Origin of the sequence: Streptomyces sp. NPDC087422, from assembly GCF_044744145.1 — a bacterium.
Taxonomy (GTDB): Bacteria; Actinomycetota; Actinomycetes; order Streptomycetales; family Streptomycetaceae; genus Actinacidiphila.
On the sequence record NZ_JBIUXT010000009.1, the window covers coordinates 173,454 to 188,951 of the forward strand.

Genomic DNA, 15,498 nt, shown 5'->3' on the forward strand with positions numbered 1-15,498 from the left:
TGACACTCGAAGATCCAGACCCTCATGTGAGGGCTCACCGCCGAGCCCGAGGAGCCATCTTGACCAGCACCGCACGAGCCTCCGCCTCGGCAGATCACAACCCGCTGCCGGAGCACATCGGCCACATCATCTTCATCACGGCCGCCGCCGCCATGGGCGGCTTTCTCTTCGGCTACGATAGCTCCGTCATCAACGGCGCCGTCGAGGCCATCCGTGACAAGTACAACATCGGCTCCGGCACGCTCGCCCAGGTCATCGCCATCGCCCTGATCGGCTGCGCCATCGGCGCCGCGACCGCGGGCCGGATCGCCGACCGGATCGGCCGTATCCGCTGCATGCAGATCGCCGCGGTGATGTTCACCGTCAGCGCCGTCGGCTCGGCACTGCCCTTCGCGCTGTGGGACCTGGCCCTGTGGCGGATCATCGGCGGCTTCGCGATCGGCATGGCCTCGGTCATCGGCCCGGCCTACATCGCCGAGGTCTCGCCGCCCGCCTACCGCGGCAGGCTCGCCTCGTTCCAGCAGGCCGCCATCGTGCTCGGCATCGCGGTCTCGCAGCTCGTCAACTACGCCATCCTCAAGGGCGCCCACGGCGACCAGCGCGGCCACATCGTCGGCCTGGAGGCGTGGCAGGTCATGCTCGGTGTGATGGTCATCCCCGCGGTGGTCTACGGGCTGCTGTCGTTCGCGATCCCCGAGTCGCCGCGCTTCCTGATCTCCGTGGGGCGCGAGCAGGACGCCAAGGCCGTACTCGCCGATGTCGAGGGCTCGGACACCGACCTGGACGCCCGTGTCGCCGAGATCGAGACCGCCATGCGGCGCGAGCACAAGTCGACCTTCAAGGACCTGCTCGGCTCCCGCGGCGGTTTCCTGCCGATCGTCTGGATCGGTATCGGCCTGTCGGTCTTCCAGCAGCTCGTCGGCATCAACGTGGCCTTCTACTACTCGTCCACGCTCTGGCAGTCGGTCGGCATCAACCCCAGCAGCTCGTTCTTCTACTCCTTCACCACGTCGATCGTGAACATCATCGGCACGGTGATCGCGATGATCTTCGTGGACCGGATCGGCCGCAAGCCGCTGGCGCTGATCGGCTCCACCGGCATGGCCGTCGCGCTCGCCCTGGAGGCGTGGGCCTTCTCGTCCAAGTCCGGTGCCACCCTGCCGAACACCGAGGGCACGGTCGCCCTGATCGCCGCCCACTGCTTCGTGCTCTTCTTCGCCCTGTCGTGGGGCGTCATCGTCTGGGTCTTCCTCGGCGAGATGTTCCCCAACAAGATCCGGGCCGCGGCGCTCGGCGTCGCCGCCTCCGCGCAGTGGATCGCCAACTGGGCCATCACCGCGAGCTTCCCGAGCCTGGCGGACTGGAATCTGTCGGGCACGTACGTCATCTACGCGTGCTTCGCGACGCTCTCCATCCCGTTCGTGCTGGTGTTCGTGAAGGAGACGAAGGGCAAGACGCTGGAGGAGATGGGATAGCCGGGCGCCAAGCTCGCCGGGTGCCGGGTGCCGGGTGCCGGGTGCCGGGTGCCGGGTGCCGGGTGCCGGGTGCCGGGTGCCGGGCCGCGGGCCCCGGAGGCTACGCGGCGAGCTTGGGGAGCACCTGCTCCGCGAGCAGCCGCAGGCTCCGCCAGCCCTCGTCGACGGGCATGCCCCCGCACAGCGGGTGCAGCACCAGGCTCGCCTGGTCACCGCCCGCCTCGGCGAGGGCGACGCACTGCGCCGGTGTGACGATCCGGTAGACGCCCTCCGCGCGCAGTTCCGCCACGCCCGACGCGGCCGAGCGGACCGCCGAGTGGATGTCGCCCGACTGCCAGGACGCGTAGGTACGCGCCTCGTGCAGCAGGTGCCCGCCGTACTCGGCCCAGGCCCGGTCCGGGTCCTCCGCGATGTGCAGCAGCGGCACGTCGGCAGGGGGCATCAGGCACCAGCCCTCCGTGCCGTACGCGGCCAGCCGCTCCTCGTAGTACGCCGCCAGCTCCGGCAGGTGCGCGCTGGGGAAGAACGGCAGGCCGAGCCGGGCCGCCCTGCGGGCCGCGGCCCGTGAGCTGCCGCCGATCAGCAGCGGCGGATGCGGCCGGGAGTACGGACGGGGCGTGACGCGTACGGTCCGGCCGCGGTAGTCGAAGGGCTCGCCGGTCCAGGCCGCGATCAGCGTGTCGAGCACCTCGTCCTGGAGGGCGCCGCGCCGGTGCCAGTCCTGGCCGAAGGCCGCGTACTCCTCCGGGCGGTAGCCGATCCCGGCCACCGTGACCAGCCGCCCGCCGCTGACCAGGTCCAGTACGGCCAGGTCCTCCGCCAGCCGCAGCGGGTCGTGCAGCGGCCCGATCAGCGCGGACACCGTCACCGAGATCCTGCTGGTGGCGCCGAGCACCGCTCCCGCGAAGGCCAGCGGCGCCGAGAGCCAGTTGTTCTCCGCGCCGTGGTGCTCCTCGGTCTGCACGGTGGTGACGCCGTGCTCGTCGGCGTACCTGGCCATCTCCAGGGCCGCCCGGTACCGTGCGCCGAGTGCCTTCGGCTCGGCCCCCGGATCGATCAGATTCATGCGCACGACGGTCACGGTCATGGCGGACGGCCCCCTTCGCCGGATGCGGGCGACCGGAGATTAGCTGACGCGGCGTCAGATTCACAGGGCCGCGACGGTCCGGGGACGGCTGGGGCGGGCCGGGAAGGCCGCGGTCCGCCGCTCGCTCGCCGCCCGCGCACCGCTCGCTCGCCGCCCGCGCGGCGTGGATACAGGCGCGGGTCCTGGGCGGGCGGGGGGTTTCCCGTACGGTTGACGTGCGCGTGTGCCTGACCGAGCCGTGACGCCTCGGTGGTCTCGAGCGTCGGTGGGCTAGCATGCACACGCCCTGACCTGGTGAAAGGCTCCGAAAGAAACCATGGAAATCGTCGTCCTTGCCGTAGTCATCGCCCTGGTCGTGATCCTCGGCGCCGGTGGACTGGTCGTCGGCAGCCGCCGCAAGAAGCGGCAGCTCCCGCCGACGCCGCCGAGCAGCCCGTCCGTCACCGCGCCTCCCGCGGAACCGCACGTCGGTGACGAGGCCGAGGCCCCGCGGGAGGAGCCCCGCAGGACCATCGAAGAGGTCGCCCTGCCCGGCGCGACCGCCGCGCCCGACGCCGTGGAGGAGGTGCAGGTCCCCCAGGCGCCGGTGCTCGAACAGCCGGAGCCCACGGCGGGACGCCTCGTCCGGCTGCGCTCACGCCTGTCGCGCTCGCAGAACTCGCTGGGCAAGGGCCTGCTCACGCTGCTCTCCCGCGAACGCCTCGACGAGGACACGTGGGAGGAGATCGAGGAGATCCTGCTCACCGCGGACGTCGGCGTCGCGCCCACCCAGGAACTGGTGGAGCGGCTGCGCACCCGCGTGCGGGTGCTGGGCACCCGGACCCCGGACGAGCTGCGCGGGCTGCTCCGTGAGGAGCTGATCACGCTCCTCGACCCGGAGCTGGACCGCACCCTGCGCACCGAGAGCCACGAGACGTCCCCGGCCGTCCTGATGGTCGTCGGCGTCAACGGCACCGGCAAGACCACCACCACGGGCAAGCTCGCCCGCGTGCTGGTCGCCGACGGCCACAGCGTCGTGCTCGGCGCGGCCGACACCTTCCGCGCCGCCGCCGCCGACCAGCTCCAGACCTGGGGCGAGCGCGTCGGGGCGCGTACGGTACGCGGCCCCGAGGGCGGCGACCCCGCCTCCATCGCCTTCGACGCGGTCAAGGAAGGCATCGCCGAGGGCGCCGACGCGGTGCTCATCGACACCGCGGGCCGCCTGCACACCAAGACCGGCCTGATGGACGAACTGGGCAAGGTCAAGCGCGTCGTGGAGAAGCACGGCCCGGTCGACGAGGTGCTGCTCGTCCTCGACGCCACCACCGGCCAGAACGGCCTCGTCCAGGCGCGCGTCTTCGCCGAGGTCGTCGACATCACCGGCATCGTCCTCACCAAGCTCGACGGCACCGCCAAGGGCGGCATCGTCGTCGCCGTCCAGCGCGAGCTGGGCGTCCCGGTCAAGCTCATCGGCCTCGGCGAGGGCGCCGACGACCTTGCCCCGTTCGAGCCGGGCGCCTTCGTGGACGCGCTCATCGGGGACTAGGGCCCGTCGTACGGCTGCGGTAAGGGGCGCTCACCCAGGTGGGCGTCCCTTACTCGTACCTGGTTGTGTACGGCAGGCGGCAGGCGGCAGGCGGCAGGCGGCAGGCGGCAGGCGGCGGGCGGCGAGGAGCGAGCGGCAAGCGCCGAGCGGGACGGCAGGGCTCAGGCGAAGGCGCTGTCGCGGTGGCTGACGTACGCCAGAGTGCCGAGCAGGAGGCGGGCCTCGGGGGGCTGGGCGGCCGAGTCGAGGACCGGCTCGCGCAGCCAGCGGACCGGGCCGTGGCCGCCGAGGTCGGACGGGGGAGCCGTCACATGGTCGCCGGGGCCCAGGCAGCGCAGGTCGAGGCGCGCGTCGTCCCAGCCCATCCGGTAGAGCAGGTGCGGCAGCTCGGCGGCGGCGCCCGGCGCGACGAAGAACTGCGCGCGCCCCGTCGGCGTCAGCAGGACCGGACCGAGCCGCAGTCCCATCCGCTCCAGCCGTACCAGCGCCCGGCGCCCGGACGCCTCGGCCACGTCGAGCACGTCGAAGGTCCGCCCCGCGGGCAGCAGCACCGCGGCCCCCGGCACCTGTGACCAGGCATGGGCGGCCCGCTCAAGCGTGGTGCCCGCAGGGATCTCGTCGGCGAAGGGCAGCGGATGCGCGCCCGGCTCCTTGCAGTCGTCCGCGCCGCACGAGCACGAACCGCCGCCGCGCGCGGCCCGCGCGCCGGGCACCACGGCCCAGCCGCACAACCCCGTGTACTCCGCGACAGTGGTGCACACGGCGGCGCGCGTTCGCCGGCGCGCGCCGGGCCGAACCCCGGACCGCCCTCCGGTCCGCTGCTGCCGGATCTCCCGCATGCTGCCGATCGTGAACACCATGACACCTCCAACGGATCGCCGCGCCCGATGGTTACGCACCCGCCTGACCTCGTCCGACCGGCATGTGTCAAGTGAATCGCCTGTCGCCATAGTCGAGTTCATTCGAAGGGGTGGCGAATGGTGGCGTTTCCGCAACAACGGTCGCGGACGGGTGATCGTAGGATTACTTTCGGTTCGTAGGCCGACGAGGGCCGTCCGCACGCCTGCTCGGTTGTGCCGCAGGCATGCCTACGGCGGTGCGTGCGGTGTCGACAGGACTCAACCAGCCCTGGTATCCAAAGGGTTGAGCTAGTTCGGATGGGGGCTTGACCGTGGGCGGCACACAAGAGAAGCAGCCCAACGCGCAGTTGACCTCCTGGTTCGTGCGCAGCGGCTGGTCCAAGGGCGAGCTGGCCCGTCAGGTGAACCGCAGGGCACGCCAGTTGGGCGCCCACCACGTCAGCACCGACACCTCACGCGTGCGCCGCTGGCTCGACGGCGAGCAGCCCCGCGAGCCCATCCCGCGCATCCTGTCCGAGCTGTTCTCCGAGCGCTTCGGCTGCGTGGTGCCCGTCGAGGACCTGGGGCTGCGCTCCGCGCACCAGCCCGCCGCGGGCGGCGACGTCGACCTGCCGTGGGCGGGCCCGCAGACCGTCCAGTTGATCAACGAGTTCTCCCGCAGCGACCTGATGCTCGGCCGCCGCGGCTTCCTCGGCGCCTCGCTCGCGCTGTCCGCGGGCCCCGCGCTCATCGAGCCCATGCAGCGCTGGCTGGTGCCCACCGGCTCCGCCGCGGGCGGCCCGCAGGGCCCATCGGGGGCCGACGGCCCGCTGCTCACCGCGCCCCGCGACACCGCGGGACGCCCCTCGCGGCTGTCGGAACAGGAGTTGCAGCTCCTGGAGTCCACCACCGTGATGTTCCGCGAGTGGGACAATCAGTGCGGCGGCGGCCTGCGCCGCAAAGCCGTCGTCGGCCAGCTCCACGAGGTCACCGACCTGCTCCAGGAACCGCAGCCCGAGGCCGTGGCCCGCAGGCTGTACCGGATCACCGCCGACCTCGCCGCGCTCGCCGGATGGATGAGCTACGACGTCGGACTCCAGCCCACCGCCCAGAAGTACCTGGTCCTCGCGCTGCACGCGGCCAAGGAAGCGGGCGACCGGCCGCTCGGCGCCTTCATCCTGTCCTCGATGAGCCGTCAGATGATCCACCTGGACCGGCCGGACGACGCCCTGGAGCTCATCCACCTCGCGCAGTACGGCAGTCGGGATTCGGCCACCGCCACCACCCAGGCGATGCTGCACTCGCTGGAGGCCCGCGCGTACGCCAACATGGGCCAGGTCAACAAGTGCCACCGCGCCGTCCGGATGGCCGAGGACACCTGGAGCGACTCCCGCCCGGCCGAGGACCCGTCCTGGATCAGCTTCTTCAACGAGGCCGAGCTGAACGCGGAGAACGCGCACTCCTACCGCGACCTCGCCTACATCGCGGGCCGCAGCCCCACGTACGCCTCCCTCGCGCACCCCGTCATGGAGCGCGCCGTCGAGCTGTTCAGCGACGACCCGGTGCACCAACGCGCGTACGCGCTCAATCTGGTGGGCATGGCCACCGTGCACCTGCTCCAGCAGAACCCCGAGCAGGCCGCGCACTTCACCGAGCACGCCATCACCGTCGCCAAGCGGGTCCGCTCCGAGCGCGTCAACACCCGTATCCGCAAGACCACCCAGTCCGCGGTACGCGACTACGGCGATGTCGCCGAGGTCGTCGCGCTCTCCGACCGGCTCTCGGCGGAGCTCCCGGAAGTCGCCGCGTCCGCGTGAACGTCGCCGCGTCCGTACACGTCAACGCGTCCGCGTAAACGCCGCCGCGTCCGCTGTGGCTCGGCCCTCCGCGTAACGCGGCATTACTGTCACGCCTGTCCCGGCCGTCCCGTATACCGACGGGTATCCGACCGGCTTCCCCGACTCGTGGCCGGTCCGTATCCGCTTCGTATCCCATCCCACGTCACACGCGTATACAGCCTTCCGGTCACGTACGGCCGGTTCACCTTCACGTAACACGCGCGACTTCTTCGTCACGGCGCCGAAACACCGTGCGGCATCGTCGGAAACCCGCCTGAGCGAATCTCTTGGCGAAAACCGGCCCAACCCTTGCACCGCCCGCACGGGCCGTTCGGATGACGAGGAGACGCCGATGGCACCAGCCATCATCACGCTGGCCGCGGATGCGCCCAAGCTCGATACCGGAAGTACGGCGTTCATGCTGATCAGCGCCGCCCTAGTGATGGTGATGACCCCAGGTCTCGCCTTCTTCTACGGCGGCATGGTGCGCGTCAAGAGCGCCCTGAACATGTTGATGATGAGTTTTATCAGTCTGGGCATCATCACCATTCTCTGGACGCTGTACGGATTCAGTTTCGCCTTCGACAGCGGTAGCGGCTTCATGGGCGGCACCGACTGGCTGGGCATGCGCGGTATCGGTATCTCGGAGCTCTGGCCCGGATATGGCATCCCGGTCTATGTCTTCGCCGTCTTCCAGCTCATGTTCGCGATCATCACCCCGGCGCTGATCAGCGGCGCCCTCGCCGACCGCGTCAAGTTCACCGCCTGGGCGCTGTTCATCACCCTGTGGGCCACGGTCGTCTACTTCCCGGTCGCGCACTGGGTGTGGGCCTCCGACGGCTGGCTGTTCAAGAAGGGTGTCATCGACTTCGCCGGTGGTACCGCGGTGCACATCAACGCCGGCGCCGCGGCCCTCGGAGTCATCCTCGTGATCGGCAAGCGCAACGGGTTCAAGAAGGACCCGATGCGCCCGCACAGCCTCCCGCTGGTCATGCTCGGCTGCGGCCTGCTGTGGTTCGGCTGGTTCGGCTTCAACGCGGGCTCCTGGCTCGGCTCCGACGGCGTCGCCGCCGTGGCCTTCACCAACACCCAGGTCGCCACCGCCGCCGCGATGCTCGGCTGGCTGATCTACGAGCGGATCAGGCACGGCTCCTTCACCACCCTGGGCGCCGCGTCCGGCGCGGTCTCCGGTCTGGTCGCCATCACCCCGGCCTGCGGCTCGGTCTCCCCGCTCGGCGCCATCGCCGTCGGTCTGATCGCCGGTGTCGCCTGCGCCGCGGCCGTCGGCCTGAAGTACCGCTTCAACTACGACGACTCGCTCGACGTCGTCGGCGTCCACATGGTCGGCGGCATCGTCGGCTCCCTGCTCATCGGCTTCTTCGCCACCGGCGGCGTCGGCCAGACCGCCAAGGGCGTCTTCTACGGGGGCGGCTGGCACCAGCTCGGCCTCCAGTTCATCGGTGTCGGCGCGGTCCTCGGCTACTCCCTGGTGTGCGCCGCGATCCTCGCCAAGCTCATCGATGTCACCATGGGCTTCCGGGTCACCGACGACGAAGAGGTCACCGGCGTCGACCAGGTCCTGCACGCCGAGACCGCGTACGACTTCGCGGGTGTCGGCGGCCGGTCCTCCGTCCCCGTGCCCGGTGCGAACAGCGAGGCGGACGCCTCCAGCAAGAAGGTGGACGCGTGAAGCTCATCACCGCCGTCGTGAAGCCCCACCGGCTCGACGAGATCAAGGAAGCACTCCAGGCGTTCGGCGTCCACGGCCTCACGGTCACCGAGGCCAGCGGCTACGGTCGGCAGCGTGGACACACCGAGGTCTACCGGGGCGCGGAGTACACCGTCGACCTGGTGCCGAAGATCCGCATAGAGGTACTGGCGGAGGACGCGGACGCCGAACAGCTCATCGAAGTGATCGTGAAAGCGGCCAGAACCGGCAAGATCGGTGACGGCAAGGTGTGGAGTCTGCCGGTCGACACGGCCGTCAGGGTCCGCACCGGCGAGCGCGGCCCCGACGCGCTTTAGTGCCGTGACCGGCGGTGTTCGCCGGGAGGGGCATCAGGACCACACCATTGGCCCCCAGCGTGGAGAACGAGTGACCGACAGCGTCGAAGCGCAGGACAGCAGTTACGCGGCGGCCCGGCTGCGTCTCCTCAACGAGGAGGCGCGGTCCGGGCCGCCGCGCCGTGCGGCCCTGGCCGCCCTCACCGACCAGTGGCTCGCGCAGCTCGCCACCGAGGCCGCGGCGGCCACCGGCACCACGGGCTTCGCCCTGCTGGCCGTCGGCGGCTACGGGCGCGGCGAGCTGTCGCCGCGCAGCGACCTCGACCTGGTGCTGCTGCACGACTCGCAGAAGACCGTCGCGGCCCTCGCCGACCGCATCTGGTACCCGGTCTGGGACCTCGGCCTGGCCCTGGACCACTCGGTACGCACCCCGGCTGAGGCCCGGCAGACCGCGGGGGAGGACCTCAAGGTCCAGCTCGGCCTGCTCGACGCCCGGCACATCGCGGGCGACTCCGCGCTCACCGCGGCCCTGCGCAGCAGCGTCCTGGCCGACTGGCGCAATCAGGCACCCAAGCGGCTGCCCGCGCTGCACGAGATGTGCCAGGAGCGCGCCGAACGCCAGGGCGAGCTGTCGTACCTGCTGGAACCCGACCTCAAGGAGGCCCGCGGCGGCCTGCGCGACGCCACCGCGCTGCGGGCCGTCGCCGCCTCCTGGCTCGCCGACGCGCCCCGCGAGGGCCTCGAAGAGGCCCGCACCACCCTGCTGGACGCCCGCGACGCCCTGCACCTGGCCACCGGCCGCGCCACCGACCGGCTCGCCCTCCAGGAGCAGGACCAGGTCGCCGACGCGCTCGGCCTGCTCGACGCCGACGCGCTGCTGCGCCAGGTCTACGAGGCCGCCCGGCGGATCGCGTACGCCTCCGACGTCACCTGGCGCGAGGTCGGCCGCGTCCTGCGCTCACGCCAGCAGCGCCCCCGCCGCCGCGGACTGCTCGGCCGCGGCCGTACGACCCCCGCCGCCGTCCACACCCCCGAACGCGTACCGCTGGCCGACGGCGTCGTGGAGCAGGAGGGCGAGGCCGTGCTGGCGCTGGCCGCCAGACCCGACCGCGACCCCGTACTGGCGCTGCGCGCCGCGGCGGCCGCGGCCCAGGCCGGGCTGCCGCTGTCGCTGCACGCCGTCCGCAGGCTCGCCGCGTCGGCCAAGCCGCTGCCCGTGCCGTGGCCGGGGGAGGCCCGCGAACAGCTCGTGACGCTGCTGGGCGCCGGTGAGTCCACCGTCCAGGTCTGGGAGGCGCTGGAGGCCGAAGGGCTGATCACCCGGCTCCTGCCCGACTGGGAGCGGGTCCGCTGCCGCCCGCAGCGCAACGCCGTGCACCGCTTCACCGTCGACCGGCACCTGGTGGAGACCGCCGTGCAGGCCGCCGAGCTGACCCGCCGCGTCGGCCGCCCCGACCTGCTGCTGACCGCCGCGCTGCTGCACGACATCGGCAAGGGCTGGCCCGGCGACCACAGCGAGGCGGGCGAGGTCATCGCCCGCGACGTCGCCACCCGGATCGGCTTCCACGAGGCCGACGTCGACACCCTCGCCCTGCTGGTCCGCCACCACCTGCTGCTCATCGACACCGCGACCCGCCGCGACCTCGACGACCCCGAGACCATCCGGTCGGTCGCCGAGACCGTACGGGACACCTCCACGCTGGAACTGCTCGCCGCCCTCACCGAGGCCGACGCGCTGGCCACCGGGCCCGCCGCCTGGAGCACCTGGCGGGCCTCGCTCCTGGCCGACCTGGTCGACCGGGTCGCCGGGGCGCTCGACAGCGGCGCGCTGCCGCAGGTCGCCGACCGCGAGCCCACCGCCGAGGAGGAACGCCTGGTCATCGAGGCCGCCCGCACCGGCGGCCCGGTGCTGGCGCTGCACGCCCACACCGAGCCCGAGGCCGAGGGCGACGCCCAGGACGAGGCGCTGGGCGTGGAACTCGTCCTCGCCGTCCCCGACCGGCCCGGCCTGGTCGCCCAGGCCGCGGGCGTCCTCGCCCTGCACCGGCTCACCGTCAGGGCCGCCGACCTGCGCGCCGTCGACCCCCTCGGCGAGGGCCCGATCGCGCTGCTGACCTGGCGGGTCTCCGCCGAGTACGGCGCGCTGCCCGAGGCCGCCAGGCTCCGCGCCGACCTCGCCCGCGCCGTCGAGGGCACCCTGGACATCGAGGCCAGGCTCGCCGAGCGGGAGGCCGCCTATCCGCGGCGGCGCGGCATCACCCCGCCGCCGCCCCGCGTCAGCGTCGCTCCCGGCGGCACCTCGCAGACCGCCACCGTCCTCGAAGTCCGCGCCCACGACGCCCCCGGCCTGCTGCACCGCATCGGCCTCGCCCTGACCGCCACCGCCGTCACCGTCCGCTCCGCGCGCATCTCCACCCTGGGCGCCAACGCGGTCGACGCCTTCTACGTGGTCGGCAAGGACGGCGAGCCGCTGCCGCCCGCCCGCGCGGCCGAGGTGGCCCGCCAGGTCGAGAAGGCGCTGCGGTGAGGGGGCGGTCGCGCGGCGGCGATGAATCGCGGTCGCGGCGGCGACAATGAATCCGGGGCGAACCGAACGGGGGTCGGCCAAGTACCCTTGAGGACGACCACCGCCCACCCCCGACGCGAGGATCCACGACCGACGTGTTCGATACCCTCTCCGACCGCCTTGCAGCAACCTTCAAAAACCTCCGGGGCAAAGGCCGTCTGTCCGAGGCGGATATCGATGCCACCGCGCGCGAGATCCGGATCGCGCTGCTCGAAGCCGACGTCGCCCTCCCCGCGGTGCGCTCCTTCATCGCGAACGTCAAGGAGCGCGCCCTGGGCGCGGAGGTCTCCAAGGCGCTCAATCCCGCGCAGCAGATCGTCAAGATCGTCAACGAGGAACTGGTCGGCATCCTCGGCGGCGAGACCCGCCGCCTGAGGTTCGCCAAGCAGCCGCCGACCGTGATCATGCTCGCGGGCCTCCAGGGCGCCGGTAAGACGACGCTCGCAGGAAAGCTCGGCAAGTGGCTCCAGGGCCAGGGACACACCCCGCTGCTGGTCGCCTGCGACCTCCAGCGCCCCAACGCCGTCAACCAGCTCAGCGTCGTCGCCGAGCGCGCGGGCGTCGCCGTCTACGCGCCCGAGCCGGGCAACGGGGTGGGCGACCCCGTCAAGGTCGCCGGGGACTCCATCGAGTTCGCGAAGACCCAGCAGTACGACATCGTCGTGATCGACACCGCGGGCCGCCTCGGTGTCGACGAGGAGCTGATGCGGCAGGCCGCGGACATCCGCGACGCCGTACGCCCCGACGAGATCCTCTTCGTCGTCGACGCGATGATCGGCCAGGACGCGGTCAACACCGCGGAGGCGTTCCGCGACGGCGTCGGCTTCGACGGCGTGGTGCTGTCCAAGCTGGACGGCGACGCCCGAGGCGGCGCCGCGCTGTCGATCGCGCACGTCACCGGCAAGCAGATCATGTTCGCGTCGAACGGCGAGAAGCTGGACGACTTCGACGCTTTCCACCCGGACCGGATGGCCTCCCGGATCCTGGGCATGGGCGACATGCTGTCGCTGATCGAGAAGGCCGAGCAGACCTTCAGCCAGGCCGAGGCCGAGAAGATGGCCGCCAAGCTGCAGAGCAGCAAGGGCGGCAAGGACTTCACGCTCGACGACTTCCTGGCCCAGATGGAGCAGGTCCGCAAGATGGGCTCCATCTCCAAGCTGCTCGGCATGCTGCCGGGCATGGGCCAGATCAAGGACCAGATCAACAATCTGGACGAGAAGGACGTCGACCGCACCGCCGCGATCATCAAGTCGATGACGCCCGGCGAGCGGCAGGACCCGCACATCATCAACGGCTCGCGCCGCGCCCGTATCGCCAAGGGCTCCGGCGTCGAGGTCAGCGCGGTCAAGGGCCTGGTGGAGCGGTTCTTCGAGGCGCGCAAGATGATGTCGCGGATGGCCCAGGGCGGCGGCATGCCCGGAATGCCGGGGATGCCGGGCATGGGCGGCGGTCCGGGGCGGCAGAAGAAGCAGCAGAAGCAGGCCAAGGGCAAGCGGCAGTCGGGCAACCCGATGAAGCGCAAGGCGGAGGCCGCGGCTGCCGCCGCCCGCCGCGAGCAGCAGGGCCAGGGGCAGGAGGGCGACAGCCCGTTCGGTCTGCCCCCGGGCGGCGAGAACTTCGAACTGCCCGACGAGTTCAAGAAGTTCATGGGCTGAGCCCGGCGACGGGACCCGGCGGCGTGCGCATCCCGCAGGCGCGCACGCCGTCCGGGAGGCGATGATGGGCGCATGCGCGTTTCCATTCGAGAGCCCAGGCCCGCAGACGCCGAAGCCCACCGCGCGGCGGTGCTGCGCTCGGCGGAACACCTCAGACCGTGGAATCCGGTGGACCCGGACGGCTTCCACGAGCTGCTGCGGCAGCAGGGCGGCGAGCTGCGGACCTTCCTCATCTTCAACGACGAGGACGGCGGCCTGGTCGGCAAGTGCAATGTCGCCAACATCGTGCGGGCCCGCTTCCGCAACGCCGCGCTGGGCTACGACAGTTACCTGCCGTACAACGGCACCGGCCGGATGAGCGAGGGGCTGCGGCTGGTGGTGGACCGCTGCTTCACCAGCTATCCGAACGGGCTCGGGCTGCACCGCCTGGAGATCAACGTCCAGCCGGACAACAGCCGTTCGGTCGCGATGGCCAAGCGGCTCGGTTTCCGCCACGAGGGCTTCTCGCCGCGCATGCTCTTCATCAACGACGCGTGGCGCGACCACGAGCGGTTCGCGCTCACCGCCGAGGAGTGGCCGGGCCTGCCGTCCGACTGACGACCGGCCGCCGTACGCGTATCCGTATCCGTAGGGGTGCGGTCGCAGGGCCCGGCGCTCAGGCCAGCAGCCCGCGCAGCCCTCCGGCCCGTGCCAGCGCCTCCAGTTCGTCCAGCGCGCGCACGGCCCGCCGCGCGGCCTCGGGGTCGGTGCCCGGCAGGCCGCTCGCCGCGAACTCGTCCTCGTCCAGGCGCAGTACGGCCGTGCCCTCGGCGGACACCCACAGGTCGAGGTCCAGATCCTCGACGGTGAGGCCGTCGGCGGCCACGAGCGCGGGCCTGGCGATGTCGCAGTACCAGCCCTTGAGGCAGCCGCGCCCGTCGCGCACCTCCTTCACGGCGTACCAGCGGTCGCGCCAGTAGGTCTCGGTGAACACGTCGCCGGGCTCGAAGCGGACGAAGCCGAAGTCCCTGGCCTCGGGCGCCGCCCAGTCGGCGCGTACGGTCACGCGTACGCCGTCGTCGTGCAGCACGGTCGCGGGATAGCGGCGCTTCTCACGGCCGGCCTTCGTCAGGCGGACGGTGGTCGGGGCGGCGGCCGGGAGCGGCGGGGGAGTGTCGGGCATGCCGCCGACCCTGTCCGACGCGCGGCGGGGCGGGCCACCGAATTTCCGCGGACCGCCTGGTTCCCCGCGAGCCACCGGATGCCTGCGGACCGCCTGGTTCTGCGCGGGCCACCGGATACCCGCGGACCATCGGATTCCTACGGCCCCGCGAGGTTTCGGCGGGTGGGCCGGCCGGACCGCGTGCGCCGCTTCGTATACGACGCCGGCGCGGGTTCGGACGCGGACCCGTTATCGGAGCGGGGCAAGATTTTACCTACGCCCGCCTACGCCCGCCTCCGCGCGGCCTGCCCGCCGGGCCGGTCTGCGCCGGGATCACCCGCGTCCGGCGTGCGGACGATCAGATACCGGAAGACGTTCTCCATCCGCACCGAGCCGTCCGGCCGCCGGTACGGGTGCAGCGCCTCGGCGATCTCCTTGTCGACCTGCTGCCGGTCGGTGGCCTCGACCGCCGCGTCGAAGAGCCCGGTGGAGAGCAGACCGCGCACCGCGCTCGGCAGATCCGGGTAGCCGAAGGGGCAGGACACCCGCCCCGAGCCGTCAGGGCGCAGCCCCGCGGCGAGCGCCAGATTCTCCAGGTCGTCCCGGCCGCTGAGCCGTACCTCCCGGGCGGCGGGCCCGCGCGGCTCCGCCAGCCGGGTCGCCACCCGCAGGACCCGCGAGGTCGCGCACCGCTCGGGCGGACCCCAGCCCGCCAGGACGATCGCGGTGTCCGGGTCCGCCGTGGCCGCGGCGGCGCACAGCGACGGCAGCAACTCGGCCGCCGGAGCCGCCGGGTCGAAGGCCGTGACCAGGTCGAAGCCGCCGGTGAGCCGGTGCGGAACACCCGCCGTCAGCCGCGTCCTGCCCCGGGCGCGCGCCGGTCCGCCCCAGGGATGCGCGGGAAGCAGCCGCTCGCGGGCCAGCGCCAGCCGCTGCTCGTCCGTCTCGAAGCCGGTGACGGCCGCGCCCCGGTCCGCCGCCAGCAGCAGCGCGAGCCCCGCGCCGCAGCCGAGGCCCAGTAACCGGGTGTCCGCGCCGACCTCCAGCCGGTCGTACACGCTCTCGTACAGCGGGACGAGCATCCGTTCCTGGATCTCCGCCCAGTCCCGCGCCCTGCTTTCCGCGTCGGACCTGGTTCCGCGATAGAGCGTAGAAGCCATCGACCGCCCCAATCAGATGTGCGCCGTCGTTTTGCCCCCGTGGTGCCGTACCTGCCGCTTGCGTCCCCGAAAGCCAGACAACTGCTGAATCCCGACGCCGTCCAGGGTCCGGAGTGCCCATTTTTGGAACTACCCGCCCAGGCGCCGCACCGGTCCCGGGGCCGACCGGACCGATTCACGCTCGGGGCGGGCGGGGCCGTAACATCTG

12 protein-coding genes are annotated in these 15,498 nt (G+C 72.1%); 8 read left to right on the forward strand and 4 right to left on the reverse strand.

Annotated features, from left to right (window positions below; translation table 11 throughout):
• Positions 1 to 59 precede the first annotated feature (59 nt).
• Positions 60 to 1,475 (forward strand): sugar porter family MFS transporter, encoded by a 1,416-nt coding sequence (locus ACIO6U_RS26820; RefSeq protein WP_355346347.1) that lies wholly within the window; start codon positions 60 to 62, stop codon positions 1,473 to 1,475.
• Between the two features lie 100 nt (positions 1,476 to 1,575).
• On the opposite strand, the gene ACIO6U_RS26825 is transcribed toward ACIO6U_RS26820, so the two are convergent.
• Positions 1,576 to 2,562: an LLM class flavin-dependent oxidoreductase gene (locus ACIO6U_RS26825; RefSeq protein ID WP_188281234.1), complete on the reverse strand. Its 987-nt coding sequence runs from the start codon at positions 2,560 to 2,562 to the stop codon at positions 1,576 to 1,578.
• 316 nt (positions 2,563 to 2,878) lie between these two features.
• On the opposite strand from ACIO6U_RS26825, the gene ftsY reads away from it, so the two are divergent.
• Complete coding sequence (gene ftsY, locus ACIO6U_RS26830) at positions 2,879 to 4,087, forward strand: signal recognition particle-docking protein FtsY (RefSeq protein WP_355346350.1); 1,209 nt, start codon at positions 2,879 to 2,881, stop codon at positions 4,085 to 4,087.
• Between the two features lie 161 nt (positions 4,088 to 4,248).
• On the opposite strand, the gene ACIO6U_RS26835 is transcribed toward ftsY, so the two are convergent.
• Entirely contained in the window at positions 4,249 to 4,947 is a 699-nt protein-coding gene (locus ACIO6U_RS26835; RefSeq protein ID WP_391161457.1) for a bifunctional DNA primase/polymerase, read from the reverse strand.
• Positions 4,948 to 5,258: 311 nt separating this feature from the next.
• On the opposite strand from ACIO6U_RS26835, the gene ACIO6U_RS26840 reads away from it, so the two are divergent.
• From ACIO6U_RS26840 to ACIO6U_RS26865, 6 genes are all read left to right on the forward strand, one after another.
• Positions 5,259 to 6,743, forward strand: a complete 1,485-nt coding sequence (locus ACIO6U_RS26840; RefSeq protein ID WP_355346356.1) for a hypothetical protein — start codon at positions 5,259 to 5,261, stop codon at positions 6,741 to 6,743.
• A gap of 373 nt (positions 6,744 to 7,116) precedes the next feature.
• Positions 7,117 to 8,454 (forward strand): ammonium transporter, encoded by a 1,338-nt coding sequence (locus ACIO6U_RS26845; RefSeq protein WP_391050352.1) that lies wholly within the window; start codon positions 7,117 to 7,119, stop codon positions 8,452 to 8,454.
• The gene (locus ACIO6U_RS26850; RefSeq protein WP_355346362.1) at positions 8,451 to 8,789 is read left to right on the forward strand and encodes a P-II family nitrogen regulator; all 339 of its coding nucleotides are present in this window, start codon (positions 8,451 to 8,453) and stop codon (positions 8,787 to 8,789) included. Before ACIO6U_RS26845 ends, ACIO6U_RS26850 begins: the two co-directional genes overlap by 4 nt.
• 70 nt (positions 8,790 to 8,859) lie before the next feature.
• On the forward strand, positions 8,860 to 11,295 hold the full coding sequence (locus ACIO6U_RS26855; protein ID WP_391161456.1) for a [protein-PII] uridylyltransferase: 2,436 nt from the start codon (positions 8,860 to 8,862) through the stop codon (positions 11,293 to 11,295).
• Between the two features lie 134 nt (positions 11,296 to 11,429).
• Complete coding sequence (gene ffh / locus ACIO6U_RS26860; RefSeq protein ID WP_391050350.1) at positions 11,430 to 12,989, forward strand: signal recognition particle protein; 1,560 nt, start codon at positions 11,430 to 11,432, stop codon at positions 12,987 to 12,989.
• A 72-nt stretch (positions 12,990 to 13,061) separates the two neighbouring features.
• Entirely contained in the window at positions 13,062 to 13,586 is a 525-nt protein-coding gene (locus ACIO6U_RS26865) for a GNAT family protein (RefSeq protein ID WP_355346371.1), read from the forward strand.
• 58 nt (positions 13,587 to 13,644) lie between these two features.
• Here ACIO6U_RS26865 and ACIO6U_RS26870 read toward each other — a convergent pair whose 3' ends face one another.
• Complete coding sequence (locus ACIO6U_RS26870) at positions 13,645 to 14,151, reverse strand: DUF402 domain-containing protein (protein ID WP_401722964.1); 507 nt, start codon at positions 14,149 to 14,151, stop codon at positions 13,645 to 13,647.
• 263 nt (positions 14,152 to 14,414) lie between these two features.
• A complete protein-coding gene (locus ACIO6U_RS26875) occupies positions 14,415 to 15,290 on the reverse strand; it encodes an SAM-dependent methyltransferase (RefSeq protein ID WP_391161454.1) in 876 nt (291 codons plus the stop codon).
• Positions 15,291 to 15,498: the final 208 nt, after the last annotated feature.

Bases quoted from the DNA above. Each gene is read 5' to 3' on its own strand.
- ACIO6U_RS26825 (WP_188281234.1), bottom strand. From the start codon at position 2,562: ATGACCGTGACCGTCGTGCGCATGAATCTGATCGATCCGGGGGCCGAG.
- ftsY (WP_355346350.1), top strand. From the start codon at position 2,879: ATGGAAATCGTCGTCCTTGCCGTAGTCATCGCCCTGGTCGTGATCCTC.
- ACIO6U_RS26835 (WP_391161457.1), bottom strand. From the start codon at position 4,947: ATGGTGTTCACGATCGGCAGCATGCGGGAGATCCGGCAGCAGCGGACC.
- ACIO6U_RS26845 (WP_391050352.1), top strand. From the start codon at position 7,117: ATGGCACCAGCCATCATCACGCTGGCCGCGGATGCGCCCAAGCTCGAT.
- ACIO6U_RS26865 (WP_355346371.1), top strand. From the start codon at position 13,062: ATGCGCGTTTCCATTCGAGAGCCCAGGCCCGCAGACGCCGAAGCCCAC.
- ACIO6U_RS26870 (WP_401722964.1), bottom strand. From the start codon at position 14,151: ATGCCCGACACTCCCCCGCCGCTCCCGGCCGCCGCCCCGACCACCGTC.
- ACIO6U_RS26875 (WP_391161454.1), bottom strand. From the start codon at position 15,290: ATGGCTTCTACGCTCTATCGCGGAACCAGGTCCGACGCGGAAAGCAGG.